Source organism: Paenibacillus sp. 276b (assembly GCF_900107875.1).
GTDB classification, from domain to species: Bacteria; Bacillota; Bacilli; order Paenibacillales; family Paenibacillaceae; genus Paenibacillus; species Paenibacillus marchantiae.
Map to the genome: position 1 here is coordinate 206573 of NZ_FNRR01000006.1, position 24176 is coordinate 230748.

Annotated in this window: 21 protein-coding genes; 9 read left to right on the top strand and 12 right to left on the bottom strand. The window is 45.8% G+C overall.

Features of this window, described 5'->3' with window-relative positions; all coding sequences use genetic code 11:
- Positions 1-23 precede the first annotated feature (23 nt).
- Positions 24-1538, bottom strand: coding sequence for a response regulator transcription factor (locus BLV50_RS24945; RefSeq protein ID WP_064635724.1), 1515 nt, complete (start codon positions 1536-1538; stop codon positions 24-26).
- Between the two features lies 1 nt (position 1539).
- The gene (locus BLV50_RS24950) at positions 1540-3369 is read right to left on the bottom strand and encodes a sensor histidine kinase (protein WP_063566101.1); all 1830 of its coding nucleotides are present in this window, start codon (positions 3367-3369) and stop codon (positions 1540-1542) included.
- 211 nt (positions 3370-3580) lie between these two features.
- Between BLV50_RS24950 and BLV50_RS24955 the strand changes: the two genes are divergently transcribed.
- Positions 3581-6337: an endo-beta-N-acetylglucosaminidase gene (locus BLV50_RS24955; protein WP_090810535.1), complete on the top strand. Its 2757-nt coding sequence runs from the start codon at positions 3581-3583 to the stop codon at positions 6335-6337.
- Between the two features lie 88 nt (positions 6338-6425).
- On the opposite strand, the gene BLV50_RS24960 is transcribed toward BLV50_RS24955, so the two are convergent.
- The 5 genes from BLV50_RS24960 to BLV50_RS24980 form a co-directional block, all read right to left on the bottom strand.
- Entirely contained in the window at positions 6426-7082 is a 657-nt protein-coding gene (locus BLV50_RS24960; protein ID WP_090810536.1) for a hypothetical protein, read from the bottom strand.
- Positions 7083-7601: a DinB family protein gene (locus tag BLV50_RS24965; protein WP_063566104.1), complete on the bottom strand. Its 519-nt coding sequence runs from the start codon at positions 7599-7601 to the stop codon at positions 7083-7085.
- Positions 7602-7696: 95 nt separating this feature from the next.
- Complete coding sequence (locus BLV50_RS24970; RefSeq protein ID WP_090810538.1) at positions 7697-8668, bottom strand: helix-turn-helix transcriptional regulator; 972 nt, start codon at positions 8666-8668, stop codon at positions 7697-7699.
- A gap of 86 nt (positions 8669-8754) precedes the next feature.
- Positions 8755-10290 (bottom strand): replication initiation and membrane attachment family protein, encoded by a 1536-nt coding sequence (locus BLV50_RS24975; protein ID WP_063566106.1) that lies wholly within the window; start codon positions 10288-10290, stop codon positions 8755-8757.
- Between the two features lie 355 nt (positions 10291-10645).
- Complete coding sequence (locus tag BLV50_RS24980) at positions 10646-10939, bottom strand: YuiB family protein (protein WP_053783239.1); 294 nt, start codon at positions 10937-10939, stop codon at positions 10646-10648.
- Positions 10940-11169: 230 nt separating this feature from the next.
- On the opposite strand from BLV50_RS24980, the gene hemQ reads away from it, so the two are divergent.
- Positions 11170-11916 (top strand): hydrogen peroxide-dependent heme synthase, encoded by a 747-nt coding sequence (hemQ, locus tag BLV50_RS24985; RefSeq protein ID WP_063566107.1) that lies wholly within the window; start codon positions 11170-11172, stop codon positions 11914-11916.
- Between the two features lie 132 nt (positions 11917-12048).
- Here the strand turns inward: hemQ and BLV50_RS24990 are convergent, their stop codons facing one another.
- On the bottom strand, positions 12049-12303 hold the full coding sequence (locus tag BLV50_RS24990; RefSeq protein WP_024632648.1) for a hypothetical protein: 255 nt from the start codon (positions 12301-12303) through the stop codon (positions 12049-12051).
- Positions 12300-13493: an NAD(P)/FAD-dependent oxidoreductase gene (locus BLV50_RS24995; protein ID WP_024632649.1), complete on the bottom strand. Its 1194-nt coding sequence runs from the start codon at positions 13491-13493 to the stop codon at positions 12300-12302. The genes BLV50_RS24990 and BLV50_RS24995 overlap by 4 nt, the downstream gene beginning before the upstream one ends.
- 534 nt (positions 13494-14027) lie before the next feature.
- On the opposite strand from BLV50_RS24995, the gene BLV50_RS25000 reads away from it, so the two are divergent.
- Together BLV50_RS25000 and BLV50_RS32540 are read left to right on the top strand one after the other, a co-directional pair.
- Positions 14028-15002: an NAD(P)/FAD-dependent oxidoreductase gene (locus BLV50_RS25000; RefSeq protein ID WP_211754064.1), complete on the top strand. Its 975-nt coding sequence runs from the start codon at positions 14028-14030 to the stop codon at positions 15000-15002.
- 84 nt (positions 15003-15086) lie between these two features.
- Complete coding sequence (locus tag BLV50_RS32540; RefSeq protein WP_072735483.1) at positions 15087-15338, top strand: hypothetical protein; 252 nt, start codon at positions 15087-15089, stop codon at positions 15336-15338.
- 21 nt (positions 15339-15359) lie between these two features.
- On the opposite strand, the gene BLV50_RS25005 is transcribed toward BLV50_RS32540, so the two are convergent.
- On the bottom strand, positions 15360-15503 hold the full coding sequence (locus BLV50_RS25005) for a sporulation histidine kinase inhibitor Sda (protein ID WP_024632651.1): 144 nt from the start codon (positions 15501-15503) through the stop codon (positions 15360-15362).
- A 355-nt stretch (positions 15504-15858) separates the two neighbouring features.
- Positions 15859-16518, bottom strand: coding sequence for a YheC/YheD family protein (locus BLV50_RS25010; protein WP_063566108.1), 660 nt, complete (start codon positions 16516-16518; stop codon positions 15859-15861).
- A gap of 236 nt (positions 16519-16754) precedes the next feature.
- On the opposite strand from BLV50_RS25010, the gene BLV50_RS25015 reads away from it, so the two are divergent.
- Positions 16755-17009: a hypothetical protein gene (locus BLV50_RS25015; RefSeq protein WP_063566109.1), complete on the top strand. Its 255-nt coding sequence runs from the start codon at positions 16755-16757 to the stop codon at positions 17007-17009.
- Positions 17010-17035: 26 nt separating this feature from the next.
- Positions 17036-18562 (top strand): Ppx/GppA phosphatase family protein, encoded by a 1527-nt coding sequence (locus BLV50_RS25020; RefSeq protein WP_090810540.1) that lies wholly within the window; start codon positions 17036-17038, stop codon positions 18560-18562.
- Here BLV50_RS25020 and ppk1 read toward each other — a convergent pair.
- Positions 18522-20603, bottom strand: coding sequence for a polyphosphate kinase 1 (gene ppk1 / locus BLV50_RS25025; protein ID WP_063566111.1), 2082 nt, complete (start codon positions 20601-20603; stop codon positions 18522-18524). The genes BLV50_RS25020 and ppk1 overlap by 41 nt on opposite strands.
- A 247-nt stretch (positions 20604-20850) precedes the next feature.
- Here ppk1 and BLV50_RS25030 point away from each other — a divergent pair, with 247 nt between their 5' ends.
- The 3 genes from BLV50_RS25030 to BLV50_RS25040 all read left to right on the top strand — a co-directional run bounded on the left by BLV50_RS25030 (position 20851) and on the right by BLV50_RS25040 (position 24071).
- Positions 20851-21078 carry a hypothetical protein gene (locus BLV50_RS25030; protein ID WP_072735535.1) on the top strand — a complete coding sequence of 76 codons (228 nt, stop codon included), beginning with the start codon at positions 20851-20853 and terminating at the stop codon, positions 21076-21078.
- A 417-nt stretch (positions 21079-21495) separates the two neighbouring features.
- Complete coding sequence (locus BLV50_RS25035; protein ID WP_231952713.1) at positions 21496-22476, top strand: glycoside hydrolase family 53 protein; 981 nt, start codon at positions 21496-21498, stop codon at positions 22474-22476.
- A 545-nt stretch (positions 22477-23021) separates the two neighbouring features.
- Positions 23022-24071, top strand: a complete 1050-nt coding sequence (locus BLV50_RS25040) for an acyltransferase family protein (RefSeq protein WP_090810544.1) — start codon at positions 23022-23024, stop codon at positions 24069-24071.
- The last annotated feature ends 105 nt before the right edge of the window (positions 24072-24176 follow it).

A 24176-nucleotide genomic window follows, 5' to 3' on the forward strand; every position in this document is an offset into this window, starting at 1 on the left:
TCCAATCGGTGATCCACTGAACATTATCCAAAAACCTTAAAATCGGTAGGTGAAATTCCCACATACTTGCGGAACTGTTTATAGAAATATCCGGTCTCCCAGTACCCGACATTCCTTGCAATCTCATGTACTTTCAGATTCGAATTGCGCAGCTGTTCCTTGGCACGTTCAATCCGGTATTTATTGATATATTCGGCAAAAGTCTCCCCGGTCTCCTTGTGGAACAGTTGTCCCAAATATACTGGATGAAGATGATAGTGAGCACCCAGCAGCTTCAGGGAAAGCTCTTCTGCGTAATGTTTGTCAATATGTTGAAGCACCTGGTTGACGATCGGATTCTTTAAATCCTGAAGCAGAGACTGAATCGTCTCCGTACCAACCTGCTGCAACGCCTGCACGAGTTCATCAAACGTTCCGCTGTCCAATACAAGGCGAAGTCCACGTTGGTAAATAGGCGATTCATCCGAATGTTTGATGCCCTCCAATTCCATCTTGAAGCGAATGACCACTTCCAGTGCGATGTTCTGCAACTCAGCCGGAGTAACCCCGTCGCGGTGCTGTTCAAAATCGACCCGAATCCGCTCCGCAAGCAGCTCTGCATTACGGGATAGAATGAGCTTCGCGTACTCCTTCCAATCGATCGAGAAGGAAGAAGCAGAGCTTCCACCCTTCTCCAATATGGCATGATCGATCACTTTGAGATCGGGATAGATCATCACATACTGGAGCGCCTTTTTCGCCTCCTGATAGCTTGTCGGCGCATGGTGAAGTCCACGTATCAGACTTCCTACCCCAATCAGAACAGCAGGATGTGTCTCACATAGCGCAGCGGATAATGCCTGAAGGCACTCCATAAACTTCTCTTTCTCGTCCTCGCCTGCATGCACATTGGCAACGATGACGATGTCCCCATCGATGTCATGAAATATATTCACATAGGACTTATCCTTCAGCATGTCCTCCACTCGCTCGAACATGCCGGATACTTCCCCTTTAGTTCGCAGGATAGCTACTGCAACATCGGGTGCATCCAGCGAAAGGTTCAAGAACTGAGCCCGTTCCTCGAATTCCGTGGCGGCAATCTGTCCCGTCAACCATCGGTGAAGGATGTTGTCTTTCAGAATCTGAACACCATAAGCATCATCCGTTTGAGGAGACAACGCATGGTCCAGCTTGGAAGCCGTATTGCGAAGCGTCGACTCCAGCTCTTCCACATTGATCGGTTTGAGCAGGTAATTTTCGATGCCTAGCTGCATGCCCTCTTTCAAATATTCAAACTCATTAAAACCACTTAAAATAATCACCTTGATCTCAGGCTGCAACTGCCTTGCTTCCCGAATCAGATCCAGACCATTCATGAATGGCATCGATATATCCGTGATCAGAATGTCCACAGGCTGCGCAGACAAGGCGTTTAATGCGGCCTGTCCATTGCCGGCATGACTTACAATTTCCATATCAAACGACGACCAATCCAAAATATCGTACAATCCTTCAATGATGAACGGTTCATCATCCACAATAAATACCTTGTACATATTAAAAACCTGTCCCTTCTGTATGAGGATAACGAACCCTGATCAGGGTTCCTTCTCCGAGTGTACTTTCTATCGTGATGCCGAATTCCGGTCCATACAGGAAACGCAAACGGGTGTGTACGCTGCGCAGTCCGAACATTTTACCCGACTCTTCCGGACGTTCCAGTTCTTCTAAAATTTCAGTCAGGCGCTCAGGATCAATGCCTTTACCGTTATCTCTAACCTCTACCTGCAAAGCGTCGCCCAGTTCTTCAACAACGATCGCTAATTGATTATCCGAACGTTCTGTCTGAATGCCGTGCACCACATAGTTCTCAATAATCGGCTGCAGGGACAGCTTAACCACCGGATGCTGGTTATGCACAGGGTCCAACTGAATCGTGTACATGAAAATATCCTTATACCGGATTCGGAACAATTCCAGATACAGACGGCAAGCTTCCATCTCATCCTTGAGCGTATAATTTTTCTTCTGTTGAACAAGGCTCTTGAATAACACGGATAAACTGTAGATCATCTCCCCGACATCTTTCGCCCCCTGCGAAATTGCCCTCATTCGGATGACCTCCAACGTGTTATAGAGAAAGTGAGGATTAATCCGTGCCTGGAGAGCGACCAGTTCTGTCTCCTTTTGTTTGATCTCGGCTTTGTAGACGCGTTCAATATATTGATTAAGTTCATCCAGCATATCGTTGAAACTGTGCGAGATCTGTCCAAGCTCATCATCACGGGCATCATCGATGCGTGCTGTCAGGTTGCCATATTTCACCCTTTGGGTGAAACGAATGATTCTGCGGGTGCGTTTGGCAAAATTAATAATGAAAAACGCCGGAACCAACACTGCAAACAGGATACATATGATGCTAATCGAAACGATTGTGTTGCGTGTACCCGCATAGGCCTCAGCCATCTCATCCACAGGAACCGTGCCAACGACCACATAGCCCTGATCCGCCGAGACAAACTTGTTCACATACATATTTCGCTCCTTTTTCATCGAGTCCATATCCGTCTGATCAAACAGGGAATCGGCCACATTGATATAGGGGTACTTCTTGCCGTAATAGTTACTGTTGGAATCGAACAATACTGTACCTTTGGCTGACAGCACCACAATTTCTCCCTTGAGATTACTTTCGTAACTATCCAAAGCGTTGCCAATACCTGCTGAGTCAAAGAAAACAAGGAACTGACCCAAATTTCGAAGGGTCTGTGTATCGTTGATAGGCACCCGAATCGCATACAGCGCCGGGTCCCATTGATCAATTTCTTTACGAATCCAATAGTTTGGTGCGCTGATATTCGGTGTCTCCATCGCCATCACGTCAGGAATATAGGAATGAGCCACATTGGTGTTCAGCTTTCTGAACTGCTTATGTTGATTGAAGGAGGACAGATCCTGCCGCTCGGCACTATATAACATCACTTGATTGATATCCGAATTGCGATCCATAATATTTTGAAAATGTTTCAGTACATCAGCTGAATAATCATCCTGATTCGCATAATAGCCATTCGTCAGATGCTGTACATACTCGGCGTACGTGTGGTTCATCAGATAGGTGATATTGGCTGATAAGGCCTCATTCTGATGCATGTCCCTCACCATGTTTTGCACCGATTCATACTGCTGATGAATATATCGGTCAACACTCTCCATGGCCGCTTTCTGGATCGCCAGTTCTCGGCGAATTGTGGCATCGGACACCGACAGGAAAATGATATAGGATAAGGTAATAATCGTTACAATTGAGATCATGGAGAAGATGAACAGCATCTTCATAAACATATTATTTTTAAAGAAATTTTTGTAAACGCTAACAATTTTCAAGTCACATGTTCCCCCCGATGCTGTTTTCCTGTCTAAAGTATATCATTTGCCTTCTAACATTAACTTGTCACCTCGAACTTTTCTTTAGTTTATACCTTCCTTTCTTTAATTTCTCCCTATTTGAAAATGCTTTCATGCCCTATCGTTAACCATAAGTTTATTTTTGTGTAAAAGAATACCTTACATTCATTCGACTTGAAGGAGGAACAACATGACACGCAAACACAAACCCAAAGGCCTTATCCCCAAAGTAACCGCAATGGTTCTCACTTCGGCTCTGCTTGGACAAGTCATTGCCTCATCCGTTTATGCCGGAGACACGCTTCCTTACACAGGTGACAGCGCCAAGGGAGTAAATCAGCCTTATCAGCATGGCTACACCGCTGCCCAGATTCTGAATTGGACACCCGAAAGTGATATCCATGGTGAACTGCTTCGTGCTCATGTACCTTTGCAACCACGTAACGATTCCTTTGCGGCCACGCAGGCTTATCCCGAACTCAGCCCGGACACCCAGCTGTTTACGATGAGTGGCGATTATGGCAATTCATTCTTCGATAGCACCCCTTACACGAATGAATTCAGCGAGTACCTCTTTAATTATTGGCAGTACACAGACTATTATAGCTATTGGCATGGTATGGCTTCTGCTGGCGTGCCTGAGGAATTGTATGACCCCAATAAGGAATGGACGGAAAAGTACTTTGAGTTTGGCATTTTGAACATTCCGAATCCGGCCTACACCAATGCTGCACACAAAAACGGTGTCCGTTCCATCGCCAACATCTTCTTCTCAGACAATGATCGTGGACCACAAACCTACAAGCAGATGCTTGTGCAGGATGAAAAAGGGAACTTCCCTGTTGCTGCAAAGCTGGTCGAGATGGCAAAGTATTATAATTACGACGGATACTTCTTCAATCAGGAAGAGGTTGCCAAAGGCGTTGCGCCTGAAGACATCGCTTCCTACAAGAAATTCATGAAATATTTAAAAAACGAAGGACTATATGTTCAGTGGTATGACTCCACCATCAATACAACGGGCAAAATTCAATACCAGAACCAGTTTAACGGACTCAACAGTCCTTTTGTGCAAGATTCTGCTTTAGGCAGAGTCTCGGATTCGATCTTCCTGAATTACGTGTGGAACCATGACATGCTGCGTGATTCACGCGATCATGCCATTGGTTTGGGACTTGACCCACTGGAAACGGTATTTGCCGGTGTCGAAGGTGGGAATGACCAGTTTGGCCGTTGGAAGCAGCTCTACGATCTGCGTAACAATCTGGACGAGAACGGTCAACCGATGAACAGTATTGCAACACTTGGTGCTGACTTTACCCATAATGCCCTGGATGAAGAAATGGGCGATGGCAGCACGAATCATAGAGCCGATGATGAGTACCAATGGATGACCTTTGTTCGTGACCGCGCTTGGTGGTCAGGTCCAAATCAGGACCCAACCAACGCACGCCGTACGGCATCCGTCGATCTGTCCGATGTGTATGCTTCTGGTGCAAAGTGGGACGGCATCGCCGCTTATCTCACCGAACGCTCCGTTATTCACGGCTCCAATTTTGTGACCAATTTCAATACAGGCCACGGTCTGAAATATTATGAGGGCGGAACCGTCTCCAATGCAACCGAATGGTCCAATATTAATATTCAGGATATCCCAGTCACCTGGCAGTGGTGGATGGATAGTCAAGGTGACAAACTCACTGTTGATTTTGACTATGGTCCAACCTATGAAAAAGGTGCTCGTTATACGTATGATTCCGTTGGTGCGTTCACTGGCGGCAGTTCTCTTGTGGTGAACGGAAGTCTAAATGCGGACAATTTCCTGCGTCTGTACAAGACGGATCTGTCGATCAACGCCCAATCCAAACTGGAACTCACCTATAATAAACCGTCTGTCAACGACGCTTCCTCCATGTATGTCGGACTGATATTTGAGGATGAACCAACCAAAGTAGTCAAAGTCAAAGTGCCAGATTCAGGTCAGCACACGGCAGGCTGGAAGACTACTTCACTCGATCTAAGTGCACACCAAGGGAAGACCGTCGCAGCTTTTGGTCTATCCTTCGACCCTAATGGTACTACGATTGAAAAATATCAGATGAACATTGGTGAAATTCGTATATCCGACGGTTCTGCCGCCAAACCGAATGCTCCAACCGGATTCCATATTACCAAAGCACTGACCAACACCGATGAGTTGGTTGTCGAATGGGATATCGAGGACTATTCAAAGGTTAAGCAATATAATCTGTATGAGAACGGCGCTTATGTCGGCGGCGTGTATGACTCCACATTTTATATTAAAACGCTCAAACATCCCGCTGGCGAATTGTCCATTCGTGCTGTAGGCGCAGATGGTATCGAAAGTGAAGCAACCGTCCTGTCCTATGATCTGAATGCAGCTGTTCAGGACATTGATGTGAAATTCAAGAACAATGGCGATGCTATTGTCAGTTGGAAAAACCCGAAGAAGAACCCAGGTAAAGAGCCGATCCAGCTTACACTCCAAACGGAGTATACGAAGGAACCTTTCACCAAGACACTTCAGGTCAAAAAAGAAAAACAGTCTGCCATTCTGACAGGTCTTCCGACCAATGGCGAACATTACGTCCTTGATATTGCCATTGGCAAACAGAATCCAGTCACTACGACCGGACAACTGGCAGATACTCAGATTACACCATATGCCAAGGAAAAGGTTACGGTAAAGGATGGAAAGTATACCCTCGCATTGCCTGATTTGGAGGATTGGTACAAAATCTATATCTATGAAAATGAGGTACCACGCGAATTCGGAGTAACTTACGTTTCGCAAAAATTCCCTTATATCATTCGGGGCAGAACGAAGCTGAGCGAGCTGACATTCACTCCCGCATCCAGCACCAGCTCCCTGAAGCTCGTTATCGAAGATTATGCTGGCAATAAAGCAACGACGATTCTGCGATAAAAGATTCACAAGAAATCAATCCAGCCCTTTCGCTTCCCTACAGGAAGTCGAAAGGGCCTAATTTATGTTTGGCACTTTTAATTTAACCCTACAATACGCCGTTCATCCCACCAAATATCCGACCTAAAACATTAAAATAGATCATAATAAATGACAATATAACTGCTATCGATAGAATGGGTAAAAATTGTTTTTTATTTATCGGTATGATCAGCAACAACACAACAATCATGATTAAATATATTATCATAAGGACTGGAATTAAATAGTAATGAGTGTGAATGGGTAAGTAAGCGTGACGTAATTGAAACCCTTCTGACAGTAATAATGTAATGGGGAGAGCTGCAACAACATTAGATAACAGCCCATTCCCACGTGCATACCACATAATATAAGCACAGATCGGAGATACCACCGCAGATATCCCCCAAAAAAACATAGCCTTCTCTGGAGAAAAATGTAGAAATAACACGGTGTAAACATAATACACGGTCAGCATTGACCCAAAAAAGATGAATATTTTTACTGCCGCCAATTTTGGAGAATAGCTAAAAACCGCTATAAGCGCTGCAACAAATACCCATACACCCAGACGACCACCTATACTGTCAAATATAGGGTTTACCCCCGGAACATCAACAAGTTTGGCTGCCACCCCCATGATAACTCCGATCAGCATGGCATACCCTATCGATACAACTTTTTGTTTTGTGGTTGATTCGCTCTTCACTCTAATCTGATTCATTTACCCTTGAACTTTCTGCTGTTCCAACAAATAAAATATATAATCGGTTGGCACACCGCTATAACCCTGCTGTCTCAACATCGCCGTCACATTGCCCCGATGATACGTCCCGTGGTTGACAACATGCTGCAGGATGTCGGAAAAACGTGTTTCCATTTTACCGTATTTTGGATGCTCGATCGTCATCTTCTTGTCCGGTTCAGGCGTATTCCGCAGTAAATCGCGGAAACGTTCAGCAACGTTGCCAAACAGCTCCCGCATCTCATTCACAGTTTTACCCTGCGCTTCCTCTGTCCAGCCCGAGATTTTCGGGAAGATCTCCTCGTTCGGAACTTCCGCGAGCACGAGCATATAGAGCTGTTCGAACAAATACATGTGTGCACATGTTTGTGATACAGATGGGAACACGCTCGTCACTTCCGCATGGAATACCTCCTCCGGGAGTTGCTCCAGGTGTGCAAACAATCGATCGTTTGCCCAAACATGATAGTCATACTGTTGGTATGGTTGTTGAAGCATCGATAAATTCACCTTTCCCTTCTTCGCATGGTTTGGCTGCCGCTGCTGTGTCTTTATCATATAACAAGTTCGCTGACAAATGTTGTCAGCAAACTTCAATTCGGATCGTTTTCATAATGTTTGGCGATACCGTATGCCTTTTCCTGAATCCGCCGCTTCAACTCCAGTGGTTCGCGGATGCGAATGGCCGTGCCCAACGTCAGGAGATATGTCGGAAGGTACTTGTTCATCGTCGGAGCATCGATCAGAAACCGTGCCTCCCGATCGGTTCGTTCCGTCAAATAGTGGCGCAGATGCCAGTGGTTGCAAACCGCATTAAGCGTGTCAGGCTGTCCCTCGATACGGATAACGGTTAACGGCCCATCTGCCTCCCGTCTCTGGTTGGACTGCTCACAGAAAAACGCGGACGCAGAGAAAGACTCCGGCTTGTCAAACCTCGCTTCGGTTGACTCCAGCAGTTCGATTCGTTCGACGCGAAACGTCCGCATCGCCTGCGACCGATGGCAGAACGCGACAACGTACCATTCATTTCGGTCATACGCTAGCCCATATGGATCGACTTCACGTTCGTCAGCCTGCTCCGCATTCGCTTTGCGATAGACCATACGGACCGTTCGCCCGTCTTTCGTCGCTTGTTCCAAGTCCCGCAACAACGGAACTACAGAAGGTGCACGCGCTGAAGAAACGACGTCCAATCTGCTCTGCTGGCGAGACAGATCGTGGCGCTGCTCCTCGTGCAGTCCGTTCTCCACCTTCTTCAACGCATACTCCAGCTCCTGCACATACGGATAACCAGCACCTTGGGCAAATTTAAACGCATCCACAAGTGCCTTCAACTCTACAGAGTTGAAGAACAATGGCGTTTCCTTAAAACTCTCCAGAATACGAATACCGCCATCATGGCCCGATTCCGCAACGACCGGCACGCCACTTGCGCATAATGCGTCGATATATCGGTACACGGTGCGGACGCTAATCTCCAAATTGTCTGCGATCTGAGCGGCGGTGAGCTTTCTTCCGGATCGCAGCATCCAAAGCATGGACAGCATGTTATCCCATTTCGCCATCGGGAGTCCCCCTCTTTTCTTGAAAGAATAAAAGGCGAGTCTCCTTTAATTTAGGTGACTCGCCTTTTGGATGTATATTATGAAAATTATGAAGTTCCCTTTTGTTTGCTTGCCTGCATCTGCTGGGCAAACCTCATCATCTCTTCAAACTCTTCTTCGGATACGGCATCGCCGTCGGCGCCTATGTCTTGTACAATCGGAATTTCGGGTTTGGCTTTGGTTCCTTTGCCGTATGTACGGGAACGGGTTCCAGCTGCACCAGCAGCCTGTTTGCCTTTGACCTTAGCTTGGTCACGAATGTATTGTACCGCCTTCTCATAGGAATTCACCTGCTTGAGCAGCATGTTGGAGGCAATAGCCTCAACAAAGTTACGGTTAATTCTTTGCTCACCGCCGGATACAAGCAATGCCATCAAATAATGAATCAGCACATTGATCACTTCACCAGGCAACTTGTAACTGAGGTCGATCTTCTCAAAAATGTCCACCAGGTTGTCCGGTACGGCACCAGGGAAGAACGTCTGAAGCAATCGTGTGTAAGGCTCATTACGCAGCATCATATTGTATTGATGAATATCACACTTGGTCGAAAATTGCGGAGGCACTTCGACGTAGTATTCCATCTGTACCACATGTTCGACAGGCGGTTCACCGGAATCCTCTTTATGCTCAGGCTCCTCCATATGCTGTCTGAGAGCAACAACCTTCGCTGCCTGCACCGTCTGCTGCTCATGTCGCTTCTTGGTCTGTCTGAACTGCAGGCTTGCCTTGTGTTGAAGATCATCCAGCACCAGCTGCCCCTGTGGGTTAAAGATATCATCTTCATCCAACAAACGACATACATCCTGTACGCTGAGATTGAACTTGTTCACCACATAATTCACAATGCCGAGCTGTTCGTGATCGAACCGCAATTGCTCCACATGACGGCGATTGACCGACTCACGCGGAAAACGCAATATAATGTCGGCATAATTCAGGCTGTTCTCTTCGGCCGCACCACTTATCCCGCTGCGCTGGGCCGAAGTCGAAACTTCCGACAACGCTTGTTCCAGTTCATAATCAATGACATGGGTATTCAATTCAAATATATCGTAAAAAGGAACGGAAATATTCTCTTTATTCGCTGCTGGGTAAGGCGCGTCACCGCTCTCTATCGCCGAAAAACCGGAACGTAGTGAGAGTACGGCGAACTTGCCGATTTTGTCACGAAGCAACAGTGTCAAATGCTGTGTACGGAAAAATTCTGCCGGAGAGAGCGGAGGTTGCAGCTCATATTCATAAATGTAGTCGTCATTTTCCGGAATATACAGCCGAGAAGTCTGAAGCAAACCAACGGCTTCAAGCTTGGATGCCTGCTCCACCAAATACTTGCGCCCTTTCTCGCTGGGCTCGAGTCCCAACGTCATGAACAGCCTCCGTTGCTGTTCAAGCGGCGAGTAACCGACCTGTTCACCGGGAAGATGCTGAAATAGCAGTCGATACAAGCCTATCGCAAAGGCACCTACCATTGGCTGATACGCTCCGGTGAGCATGCGGTCATCCAGGGCACTAAGTCCAAACTCCCTGTATACGCAGTAGCGATGATGTTCAGTATAATGGTGCAAATTCTTCATGCGCATAGCTTGATCTCCTTCTCCCCAAAAGTATGTTTATCTATTCTATCATAAATGTCCGATCCTCAAATGCTCAAAAACAGGTAAAAAACGGACCTGTTCTCGCTCCGTTTCGTCCTAGGTCGACAGCATTCACGTTTTCGCAGAGTTGCTAGATTACTATAAAAGCTACAGCCTTAGAACACAAGTAAACATATGGAGAAATGTTATCCAGATATATATGAGACATGTCCGCATTATCATGCACAATTTTTTGATGCATGCCAAAAAGCCTTCCCTTTGCACTCGTAAGCGTTTACGACAAAGGCAAGACCTTTACGGAAAATGCAGTCCAGCGTTTGCTGCCAAATTGGCTAGCCGATTAAAACATTTTGTACCCACCCAGACGAAGTTTGCGAATGGCCCAGCCACTGATGACCGCTCCAGCAAGTCCAGCTACGCCCGTCATATAGTCTACAATATGGAAAGAACCCAAATGCGACATCAACGATGCCGTATGATCCCATAAGGAATACACGACGACAGGCAGAATGACAATAATGAACAGATAGGAAGGAAACCAGGTTGTCTTCATCAGCATATTCAGAATGAAACCGATACCAAACATCATAACGAAAAATAACACCATTAATACCAGCACAGGTATAAACTGCATCGGGTGACGTTCACCTCTTCTTTCACTGACTCGGTTTCTCTTACTACGGATAGTAGATAGTGTACCGCAAAAAATGTGGCGAAGCAACGAACTTTCTGGACAAATTTCCCTATATTCACCTTCTCTTCATTTGCCCTTCTGCTTCCTGTTGGGATACAATGAAGACGATAAAGTACTCAACCGTCCCTTACCGGGATTTGGAAATATAACCTGCAGGAGGAATCAATTCAATGAACGAAGCCGCATCAACACTGGAGGGCTGGTACGCCCTGCACGACTTCCGCTCGATTAACTGGGCCGCCTGGAAAGCAGCCGATGATGAGGAACGCGCCGTAGCACTGGACGAGCTTCAGGCATTCTGGAAGGAATGGAAAGCAGTAGAGGATTCATCCAAAGGAAGCACTGTCGTTTATACCGTTGTGGGACAGAAGGCTGACCTTGTCATGATGCACTTGCGTGAAACGCTGGAAGATCTGAAAGCCGTTGAGAACGCGTTCAACAAAACAATGTTTGCCCAATACACCACCAAATCATATTCTTATGTCAGTGTAGTGGAACTGAGCAATTATCTTGGCAAAGAGGGCGAAGACCCTATGCAGAACCCGGAAATTATCGCCCGTCTCAAACCGGTCCTGCCACAGCGGCAATACATCTGCTTCTACCCGATGAACAAAAAACGCGAGCTGAACGACAACTGGTACATGCTGTCGATGGACGAGCGTCGTACGATGATGCGCAGCCACGGCATGATTGGTCGCAGTTACGCTGGCAAAGTGAAACAAATCATTACCGGTTCCGTTGGTTTCGACGACTGGGAATGGGGCGTTACGTTGTTTGCGGATGATGCACTTCAGTTCAAGAAGCTCGTTTACGAGATGCGTTTTGATGAAGTCAGTGCCCGTTATGGCGAATTCGGCTCTTTCTATGTAGGAAGCCTGCTGAACGAAGGAACATTGGAAGAGATGCTCAAGCTGTAAATCGGATAAATTACAAAAAGCACCGCGACACCTCCATTAAGGAGAGGATCAGCGGTGCTTTTACTTTTTCGAATGAATATGAAATGTTCAATAATAAATGGATGACTCAGTTTCTTTTGGAAATGTGATTCATTAATCCTGATCCTCTTCATCAACCGCTTTCAGAGATTCCAAAAACTCAGCCGTTGCCCGGTCACGGTCACGTCCCTTCTCCTTAAGCCGCTCAATGGCAGGCAAAATGAGAATATCAACTTCCTTCTGAACGATATAAGCTAGATCATATTGATCCTGTTCCTCCAGATAACCGCCAACCTGCATCAGGGCGTTGTAACGATCCAGTTCTTCGCGTGTGAGTAGTCCTCTGACCTGAACACTGCAATGTCTCATCCAAAAAACCGCCCTTTCTTCAGTACCAAAGGAATGCCACCGATGATAAACAAGTACCGGAGATCCACCAGTTTTTTCAGCTGAGCAGCCTTCCATCCCTTGTATTTCTTACCGCCTACAACGGCGATAGCTTCACCTTTGCCTAGTGACGCAACCGTACCTTTACTTGTAAAAACAAAAGGTTGAGGCTGCTTTTTGCGGATGGCAGCGACAACGTTTTTGGCACAGTTAACACCTTGCTGCATCGCGATCTGAGCTGTTGGTGGATATGGACGCCCTTCGTTGTTGAACACGAGTGAATTGTCACCGATGACATAGACGTGTTCATGCCCTGGGGCACGAAGGAATTCATCGACCTTCACCCGTCCGCGCATCACTTCAAGGCCTGCCTGCTCAAGCAGGGCGTTTCCACGAATACCGCCGGTCCATACAACCGTTGCTGCATCGAGTTTTTCTCCTTCACCCACAATGACTCCGTCTGGCAGACATTGTTTGATCGGAACACCGATTTTAAAAGTAACGCCTTTTTTCTTCAACACGTTCATTGCATGCTCAACCAGTTCCGGATCAAAGCCCGGCAAAGCTGAAGGCGCTGCTTCCACATTATAGATGTGCACATTTTTGGGATTCACGTCGAATTCCTTGCAAAGCTGAGGAATGCGATCCGCAAGTTCAGCCACGAATTCGACACCACTGAAGCCAGCCCCACCCACAACAAAACGAATGCGGTTACGTTTATTATCGTTTTTGTACATAGCAAACTGATATTCGATATGCTCGCGAATCATTCTGACCGAGTTAATGCTGCGAATTGTCATGGCATGATCGAGCATGCCTGGAATACCGAAGGTCTCCGGTTCCCCACCCAATCCAATAATCAGATAATCATAGGATAACGTGCCATCCTCCAGAATAATCTTCCGATCCTGCAGGCGGATCTCCTTCACCGAAGATTTGACCAGATCAATCTTGAACTCGTCAATCAACTTCGAAATCGGAACCCTTGCATGTTCAATGGTATCTGTGCCGGCTGCCGGCATATGTAGATGTGTAGTGATATAATGATAATCATGCCGGTTCACCAATGTGACATCGGCCTCGTTATAGTTCAATTCCTTCTGCAGCCGCTGGGCTGTCAGAATCCCGCCATAGCCCGCGCCGAGGATGACGATTTTGGGAATACTGCTCATGTCTATACCCCTTCCGGTTTCGTTGCATCAGCCGTTCGATTGTTTTGTTGTAAAAAGGCTCTTACTTACCCATATTGATGAGGTCTTATCCATTATGACGACAAATGTTAACTTCGCGAATTTATTTGAACTTTTTGCATGCAAGTTATCGATTAAAATTGTGAAATTAGACACAAGATTCAACAAAACGCGGGTATTGTCTTCACATTACAAATTGGGGCTAAATTAGACAAAAAAACACATAGTACAGGTCAAGGATATCTGTATTTCTGGCAAAGATCAAGGTTTTTTTTGTTATTTTTCATAACCTTTCATTTCCAATTTCATCCTATTCTCACCTGATCTTCATCTATTGTTCCCAGATTCATCAAACTGCCAACTTTGCAACCCAGTTTACACCGTTTATAATGAGAAAGACAGTTCAGCAACAAACGCTGGTTACCATACGTACCCGGCTTTATTATTTCTGTTAACTACCTATTAAAATAAGAAAGGTGTTGTTGATTCTTGACTGCACAAACTGCCGGTCATGACATGACCGATTTACTTATTATTGGTGGCGGCCCTGCGGGTCTGTTCGCCGCGTTTTACGGAGGGATGCGTCAGGCATCTGTTACTCTGGTTGAAAGTATGCCACAACTTGGTGGACAACTTGCCGCCCTCTATCCCGAAAAATTCATCTATGATGTAGCCGGGTTCCCGAAAGTTACCGCTCAGGAACTGGTGAATAACTTGGTGGAGCAAATGAGCCATTTTAACCCGAACATTCGTCTTGAGGAAAAGGTTGTATCCGTAGAGAAATTAGAAGAACGTCACTTCGTCGTAAAAACCGATGTGAATGAGTATCACGCCAAAGCGGTAATTATCACTGCAGGTGTGGGTGCATTCGAACCCCGTCGTCTGGAGCTTGAGGGTGCGGCCAAATTCGAAAAAACCAATCTGCACTACTTCATCAGTGACCTGAACGCCTTTGCAGGCAAAAAAGTACTGATCAGCGGTGGCGGTGACTCCGCTGTAGACTGGGCGCTTATGCTTGAGCCAATCGCTGAGCAAGTAACCCTGATTCATCGCCGCGACAAATTCCGCGCGCATGAGCACAGTGTCGAAAACCTGATGAATTCCAAGGTGAACATCGTTACACCTACCGAAATTACGGAGCTTCATGGTGAGGACAGCATTACCAAAGTTACTTTGGCTCACGTTAAAACCAAGGAAACACAGGAAATCGAAGTCGATGATGTAATCGTCAATTTTGGCTTTGTCTCTTCCCTGGGACCTATTGCAGAATGGGGCATCGAAATTGATAGCAATTCCATCGTGGTCGATTCCCGCATGGAAACTTCGATTCCGGGTATCTATGCTGCCGGAGATATTACAACTTATCCAGGCAAGCTGAAGCTGATTGCTGTCGGATTCGGTGAAGCACCAACCGCAGTGAACAATGCCAAGGTTTACTTCGACCCAGACGCTAAGTTGTCCCCGGGACACAGCAGTAACATGAAGCGCTAATTCCTTATGGAATCAAATAGAACATAAAAGACACAAAAAAGGGTATCTTACTCCTGAATGAATTGAACATCAGGAGGGATACCCTTGTCTTATATATGCCCGCTGTGTAACGGTCTGGTTGTACCGGAGCAGGCTTGTCCCCACTGCCTTCAGGGACTGTCAGAATGCGGCAAATTGGACGATTACACCGGACCATACAGCCCCTACGTCATTCACACTTCCTCTGACACGGCAGACGAAGCCGAAAACGTTTGCAATCATATGATGTACTGTCACCATTGTCAGACAAGCACGCTATGGCCTGTCAATCTATGGGACATGTCCGGAAACCTGTAGCATTGCCTGCAATGAGGATCTCTAGTGAAGAATGGCAGATACGTCGGTACCCAGTTTGCGCTTATGGATTTCTGCCAACAGCAGTGCGATGAAATCTCGTTCGAGATCCAACTCAATCGCCTTATGGTAGGAATCCAACAACATCTCATCGGATAACATAGCCATTTCCCGCCACAACCTTTCCTTTTTTTTCCTCAAAACTATCATATCAGAGATTTATAAAGAGAACAAGCGTTCTTGTTATCCACAACGTTATGTGGAAATCCTGTGTATAGTTTGTTGATAAATGGTAAAAATGTTGATTGATCAACGTGGATAGTGTGGACAGTATTTATACACAGGATCGTAGCTTACCGAACAGAACGATTATCAGAGCATTTTTTTTAGAATAAATTCATAGTTTCAAGAGTTGATGCGAGTAAATTACCCTTAATTGTTAAATTTCAAACGTTTTCCATCTAGTTTCCTACTATATTACTATCGGATTTTCTTTGGATTTTTTTAGCTTTTTTAACCATTTTCATTGCGGTCTGGTGTTCACTTCCAAAATCCATATCTTGCCTGAATGATCCAGTCCATAATCGAAGCCGAGCTGCCCCACACCTGGGAACTGACTTTCCATGATATGTGTACAGGTGAGTGTCAGTGAACGCATCTCGCGACGTTTATGTTTACCGGAAATATGAGGTAAGGACAGAGCGAGCGCTCTCCTACCGGACAGCATCGTCCCTCCTTTGCTAAGATTGGTCACGACAAGTCCCGGACGAGCGAGCCGTCCCACCATAGAACGGAATACCCAGCCTCTTTCCGTCTTGACAACTTTGACTCTGTAATCGATTGGTCTGCCTTGAATGGTTGCGAGATGAATGCCTTGTTGAATAAGGTATCTCCGTCTGGCTTTTACACGGATTAGGGAGCGGTACATCTGATCAAACTGAGTAAATGAACGGGTTATCTTCATATGAGTGTAACGATAGGCTCCTCCGCTTCCTGATACTCTAATGACACCGTAACCTCCACCACCGACAACAGGTTTGATATACACCATTCCATAATGACTAAGCATGTTTAGCAGATTCCCCGAGTTGAACGCCTTCGTCTGTGGAATGTGGACAGCAGCTACCGGATATTTTAACAGCGCCGCTGTCTTCAGCCATTTGCTTGCAAGCTGTCTCGACATGGGTTGATCTCCTTTCGTGAACAATAGTCCTTCCTTATACATACTCAACAGAAGCCGTGCTTTCTTGGATGTCTGTCCAAGGCTGGGGCCCCTTTTCCGTTGATATAGTCCATCAGCTTGGTTCAAGGCCGGAACAGGCGCCTGGTTTGCTTTTCAAACGCATCAATCTATCGTATGCTACTAAGGAATGGTTTGGAGAGGCTTAAATATGAGGATCTAAGGAGCGTTCAGAAGACATGGAATCATTTTTTAAATCACTGTATGGCGTAGCCTATTTTGCAATTTCTATCGTTCTGGTAGCCATTACGGTACTTCTATTCGTTACAGGTATTCGACTGTTTATGAAGAAAAGCAATCGCGGTTTTGCTGTAAGTTGTATTCTGTTTGCCTGCTTTATCGTCTTCATCATTGTGGTCATGCTGACCACGCCCTTCTCCTCGACGCCTCCGGGTTCACCGGAAGCCATGGCTGCCTTGCTAAAAGTCGGGTAGATTAACCTCTGTAGAAGGAGATGCTTATGACACATAACGAAATACTCGGAATCATCGATATCGGCTCCAATTCCATTCGTCTGGTTATTTATGAACTCGACCAGGATGGAGCCTATCGCATCATTCATGAAGACAAATATGCCGCTCGTCTAAGCAATGTGGTTGAACAAGACGGAACCATCCTGCGACATTCACTGGATAAGGCCATTACGATTTTGCGGCAATTCAGGGCTACTTGCGAAGCATATCAAACCAAGCTTACCCGCGCTGCAGCCACGGCTGCGATTCGAAATGCAGGCAATGCCCCAGAAATTATAGGTTGGTTGGAAGCCGAGACGGGACTTACCATCGAATGTGTATCCGGCGATCAGGAAGCCTATTACGGTTTCCTTGGAGTCACTCAATCGATTGATCTGGCAGATGGTTATGTCGTGGATATTGGCGGTGGCAGTACCGAGATCACTGTATTCCGTGATCGAAAAAGACTGCACAGCATCTCTCTGCCTATTGGTGCGGTTAACTCTCATGCCCGTTATGGTGGAGAAGATCAGTGGACTGAGGAAAATGCAGCTGCGCTATGTAATGAAGTTATACAGGCATTGAGCGGTCAGGATTGGATCAGACAACATCCCGGACTACCTCTTATTGGACTTGGTGGCACCATGCGTACACTGGCCAAAGTGGAGCAGAAGAGAACACAATATTCACTACCGGTTACGCATCATTATGAAATCGGTGCAGAAGAGATGGAAAATATCGCTCGTTCTTTGCCACATCTAACCTCGGCACAGCGCAAGAAAGTACCCGGACTGGCCAAGGATCGTGCCGATATTATTGTTCCAGGTGTACTCATATTGCGGACGGTCTTCCGAATCATCCAAGGGGATCGTTATGTCGTGAGCGGAGCGGGATTACGCGATGGTTTGCTAAGGGATCTCCTTGCTGAAGGTAAGCCAGTCGTGCCAGATGCGCTGCGGGACAGCATTCGCAACTTCATTCATTTTGGTCCACCCATTCCGGAGAAACGTCTGAATCGGATTCACCATGATGCACTTACTCTGTATACTGCCCTACAAGGTAATGCTCCCGATCCAGCGGATGCCCGAATTCTGTATACGGTCTCCATGCTGCACATGGCTGGAAAACAGATTAACTACTTCCGGTATCCCCAGCACTCGGCTTATTGGATCATGAATGCAAGCATCTACGGACTATCTCACCGGGAGACCATCCTGAGTGCTGTTGCAGCCGATTATCATCCCAAAAAAAGAACGCCCCAGCTGCTGCATAAGCACAAGGACATTCTCAAGGATTCGGACGAACGGCATGCCCATCGTTTGGGCTCTCTGCTGCGCGTGACTGAAGCGATTAATCGATCTGAAAGTATAACCGCCATAAAGGCGGCAAAAGAAAACGACTCGCTGCAGATGCAATTCATCTGTACAGCCGAGCCGTTACTGGAACTCAGTGGCCTTGACGATGCCGTCAAGGATTTACAGGAAGCTTGGGGAGTTACGTTAACGCACTCCATTCAGCAGGCTTCCAGGGAATAATGCCCATCGCCTCCGTCTGACTTCTCAGCGGGGGCTTTTCATTTTGTACAAAAACATAATTGCCGCCAGGCATAAGCTCTCTTGCCTTCACATTATCCATGAGCGACAGATTCAATATATCGACCAGCATCTTCTTCAACTCCGGATCAAACACGGGACACATCAGTTCTATTCTCCGCTTCAAATTACGGGTCATCCAGTCTGCGCTGGATAGATACACATCCGGATTCCCGCTATTTTCAAAATAAAACAGTCTGGAGTGTTCCAGAAACCGGTCCACGATGCTGATCACCCGAATATTCTCACTAAGCCCCTCTACCCCGGGACGCAAGCAGCATACACCGCGCACGATCAGATCGATCTGTACTCCAGCTTGAGATGCCAGATACAATTCATCAATGATATCCTGATGGGATAAGGAATTGATTTTGGCAATAATCCTGGACGGTCTTCCCTTGAAGGCATGCTCCCTTTCCCGACGAATGAGCGCGAACAGTTCATCCTTCATGCCGTCAGGGGCGACGCGGAATGCCTGCAACGCTTTGGGTCCTGAATATCCGGTAATCTCATTAAACAATTCCGATGCATCCTCACCAATGATGGGATTGGAGGTAAACAGTCCTACATCGGTGTATATTTTGGCCGTACTTTCATTATAGTTACCTGTTCCAACATGCACGTACCTTCTCAGACCACTCTGTTCCCTGCGTACGACGAGAATAATCTTGGCATGAGTCTTTAATCCGACCAATCCATATACGACATGACAACCTGACTTCTCCAGCGTGCGGGCCCATGCAATATTCCGTTCTTCATCAAATCTGGCTTTTAATTCAACAACAACCGTCACCTGTTTGCCGCTCTCAGCTGCATGAGCCAGTGCGGGGATGAGACGGGAATCCCCATTCACCCGATATAACGTCATCTTGATCGCCATCACACGCGGATCTTCCGAAGCTTCCACAATAAAGTCCGTTACCGGTTCGAACGATTCGTATGGATGATGCACGAGCACGTCCCGTTTACGCAGCAGTTCAAAGTGACTTTCCCGAGGAAGGAACTCCAGAGGATACACAGGCTGTACCGGACTATATTTCAAATGAGAGAAGCCTTCCAGACTATCTACAAACCCGGCCAGAAAGCTCAAATCCAGTGGTCCATCGATCTCATACATAGGGTCTTGAATATCGAACTCTTCCTGCAACTCTAGCAACGCATCCGGGCGGAAATCCTTACAAATTTCCAGTCTTACCGGTGCTCCCCGGCGTCTGCGTCGCAGCTCCTTCTCAATTGCTTCAAGCAAATCCTCAGCTTCTTCTTCATTAATGGAAAGATCCGCATTGCGGGTCACCCTGAATTCCTGTACAGCCAGCGGCACATATCCGCTGAACAAGGTATGAATATGATGTTTGATGAGATCTTCAATCAGAATGAACGTTTTCTTTTTACTATTCGCCCTTAAAGGCGCCTGAACTACGCGCGGCAGATTGGAAGGCACCTGAACGATAGCCAAAAATGGCTCGCCCTCCTGCTCTTCTTCCTTCTGCAGCATCACGGACAGATATACAGATTTATTGTGTACCAGTGGGAATGGCCGGCTGGAATCGATCGCCATCGGTGTTAAAACCGGGAAAATGATCTCATGAAAATACTGGTCCATTGCTCGCTGTTGGGTCATATTCAGATCGGTATATTCCTGGAAATTCACGCCTTTCTTAGCGAGAAGACGAATGAGCTCCCGATAGGTTTTATATTGCTCGGCGACCATGGTCCCCGTTCGTTTAATCAATCTACGGTACAATCCGGCAGGGGTGTAGCCCGTAAAATCCTTTTGCGTAAATCCAGCCTTGATCTTCTCTTTCGTCTCCGCTACCCTTACACTTACGAACTCGTCCAGATTACTGGCGACAATACCAAGAAACCTCATGCGTTCCAGCAGAGGTGTTGTTGGATCTTGCGCCTCCTGAAGCACACGACGATTGAATTCTACCCAACTTAAATCACGGTTAACGTAGTTACCTGTTTTGACATCTCTATGCATGTATGGCCTCCGAATTTGTTACATATCTATTCTTGGTTAGATGTTATGAACTAATTGTACTATTCGTGATTGGCTACAAGCGTCAGCGTAGTGTAAACGCTATGTAAAATTTATGTAAATGATACCTCATGACGATAACTTTTTCCATCCCTTTACAAAGAGCAGGAGACAGAGTAAAGTGATTTACAGTGTAAAATGTCCGGTTGCTGTCCACATTCTAAAATTGTTTTTGTTAAAGGAGTATATAATGAAATCAAACAAACCTAGAACGTTACAAAAAAATATAGAGTTTTTCACGGCTGCACTATCCCAATGCACGGTAACCGCATGGCAGGAAGATCCAGCTGGCGTATATTGTGAAGTGGGTCGCGGCATCGTAGAGCAGATCAGCGAAGACAGCGTGAGAATTCGCAACGATAACGGTACAAAGAGTCATTATGATCGGGATATCACGATGTTCCAAACCGAAAAATAAATTTTTCGTAAATATGAAAAAAAAGACTAGCTTTCCGTAAAAGAGTGATGTATACTCTTGGCACAAGGAAAGGAGGTGCGTCAACATATCTAATCACATGTTGAACGTGTCCCTTACCCGATCCACTAGCTCAAATTAACTGATTCTGGTGGAGGCGCGGGATACGGATCAAGGTTTCAAAAAGCGCCACGGGTAGAAAAGCCGTCTTCGGACGGCTTTTTGTTTTGTCTTTTTTGGGGAGAGGTTGAAAAAACAACCAAAATATTGGAAATGGACCCTGTAGCTGAGTAAACAATGCTCGCTATAATTAGGTTGCAACTCAACCCATATTCGAGGAGGCATATTGTAATGTTCAAAAATGTAAGGGGTTTCAAAACATCCATCGCTCTGGTCTTTGTTTTGTTATTCACCTCCATTATGCTGCCCGCAGGCCAGCATGCCAGTGCAGCACCGAGCTTCGCCAAAGGAGCCGACATCAGTTGGGTGCCCGGGATGGAAGCGCAAGGCTACAAATGGAAAGACAAAAACGGCGTACAGCGTGATATTATTGATATTTTGAAAAATGATTACCAGATCAACTCCGTTCGTATTCGTGTCTTTGTTAATCCTTCGAACGATTATGGTAACGGTTACATGAACAAAGATCGTGCAGCTGCGCTGGCCCTGCGTGCCAAAAATGCAGGCATGAGTGTCATGCTGACGCTGCATTACAGTGATTCCTGGGCTGATCCGGGTCAACAAACGAAACCTGCAGCCTGGAAAAACTACACGTTCCAGCAGCTGATGGATGCTGTATGGAATCACACGCGTGAAGTTATGACGGCCATGCAGAGCAAAGGCGTAACCCCGGACTGGGTACAAATCGGTAACGAAACAAGCAACGGTATGTTATGGGAAGATGGAAAAGCATCCACCAACATGAAAAATTATGCGTGGCTGGTGAATACGGGCCATAATGCCGTAAAATCCATCAGCACCAGCACCAAAACAATCGTTCATTTGGCGGGCGGAGATGATAATGCCCTCTATGTATGGAATATCGGTGGTCTGATCGATAATGGTGCCAACTTTGACATGATTGCCATGTCCCTCTATCCTTCCGCTTCCGGCTGGAACACGGCTGTTACCAATGCTGTGAACAATGCCAAGGATCTGATCAACCGGTATGGTAAGGAGATTATCGTATCGGAAATCGGGATGGATAATACGCAACCGGCAGCCGGTAAAAGTTTTGTCGCAGCGATGAAAACGCAATTCCGCAACCTGCCAAACAGCAAAGGTAAAGGCGTATTCTATTGGGAGCCTGAAGCAACGCCGGGCTACAACGGTGGTTACAGCAAAGGTGCATGGCAGTCTAACGGCTTGCCGACCGTAATGTTGGAAGGATTTATCGACTAAACACGGAGATAAGTGACTGGTGAGCAGTAGGTGGCCGTTACGGGTACGGATCGTTCTTCTGATCGCTGTTATCCCCGGATTTTTTTGAATGTCCTATTTCATAGGACAAAATCCGGGGATAAAGGCGAACGCTACCGCTTCTACAGAATCGATTCCGTCCCCTCCACTACGCACGCTGCTTATGAGACACTTCTAAAATGTGTTTAGTAGGAATTTGGGGTGCTTAAGATTCAGGCAAGGCTCTATTTCAATAAGAGCCTTGTTTTTTGTATTACCTTGTCTTCTTTTACCCTGCCTATTTTTTATCTGTAGTGTGAAAACAAAATGTAATTTTCAAATTTTCCTTATGATATTGTCATTCAAATTACCAAATGTTATGATACAAATAACTCTAATGATACATTTTGTATCATAAATCAGATTAATGTTGCCTTGTTTACTCGATCTCCTGAAAGTAGCTCGTTACGAAAGGTGGGCTGTGAATACATACATGACACTGACATCAATATAAATAATCATATTATAAAAATGGAGATGGTATAGGCGTGAGTAAGAACCATACGATTCACGGACTGCGTGGGTTATGTGCACTAATGGTTTTTGTCGGACATGTTATATCCATGTCGATTAATGGTGGTTACCTTACATTTAATGAGCATTCCACATTGGTTTTGGCGGAGATTGGTGTTGACGTTTTCTTCATGATCAGTGGTTATCTTATTGTGCAAAGTCTGGTAAAACACAGGAAAGTTGGACAGTTTTTTTATAATCGGTTTATACGAATTTACCCGGTGTATCTCCCTTTGCTAGTAACTATGTTTATCGTAGGACCCATTATTCATTTTGATTGGTTGGCAAATTTGACGACTTCGGAATACATTCTAAATTTCGTTTATGGCTTACTGATGCTTCCTGGCGTTTTCCCCCTTGAAGAAGCTGTACGTAATTCCAGAACACTTAGTTATGAATTTGCATTCTATCTTGTCAGTGTCATTTTCTTCGTCTCACTCAGACCTCTAAATAATAAATATGTAAAATGGATTCTGATTACAATTGGCCTGATCATCTCTATGGCTGTAATTATTCGTTTGCCTCGAGCACTGTTCTTTCTCACAGGAGTCTTAGCCTACTTTTTAAGTGAGAAATATAATTTTCTTCCTTCCAAGTTTTACTCGCTGTTATCTTTAATCATTATTTATCTCGCTACTTACTTCGGAGATATCTATTTCTCTATTTTATTAGGTGTGTTCTTCTTCTATCTAGTCATCAAGGAACAGGGGTATTTATCCAGTGTGTTAAAAACGAAGTTTTTCCAATACTTCGGAACCCTCAGCTATAGCTTCTATCTTCTACATCCTTTTGCCCTGTTTCCCTTCCAGCGCGTAATGTCAAAATTTAATTTGCCTGATTTTGTGTCGGTGTCCATCACATTTGTTGGTGGCTTGCTTATTGCAACTGTAATCTCCCATCTCTCCTATGAACTCATAGAGAATCGCTTCACCAATCGGTTCCTCAAACGCAAGAAAATTTCAAATGTCCCCCATGTACCAGTTCCTGCTCCAGCTTCAGCACCTCAAACGACACCTGTCAGCTAATTCTGAGATTTGTTCATAAAAAATGTAAAGAGCCATCATTACGTATCACATAGTGGATGCGAAATGATGGCTTTTATAACTGTTTACTTAAGTGTAACAGTAGCC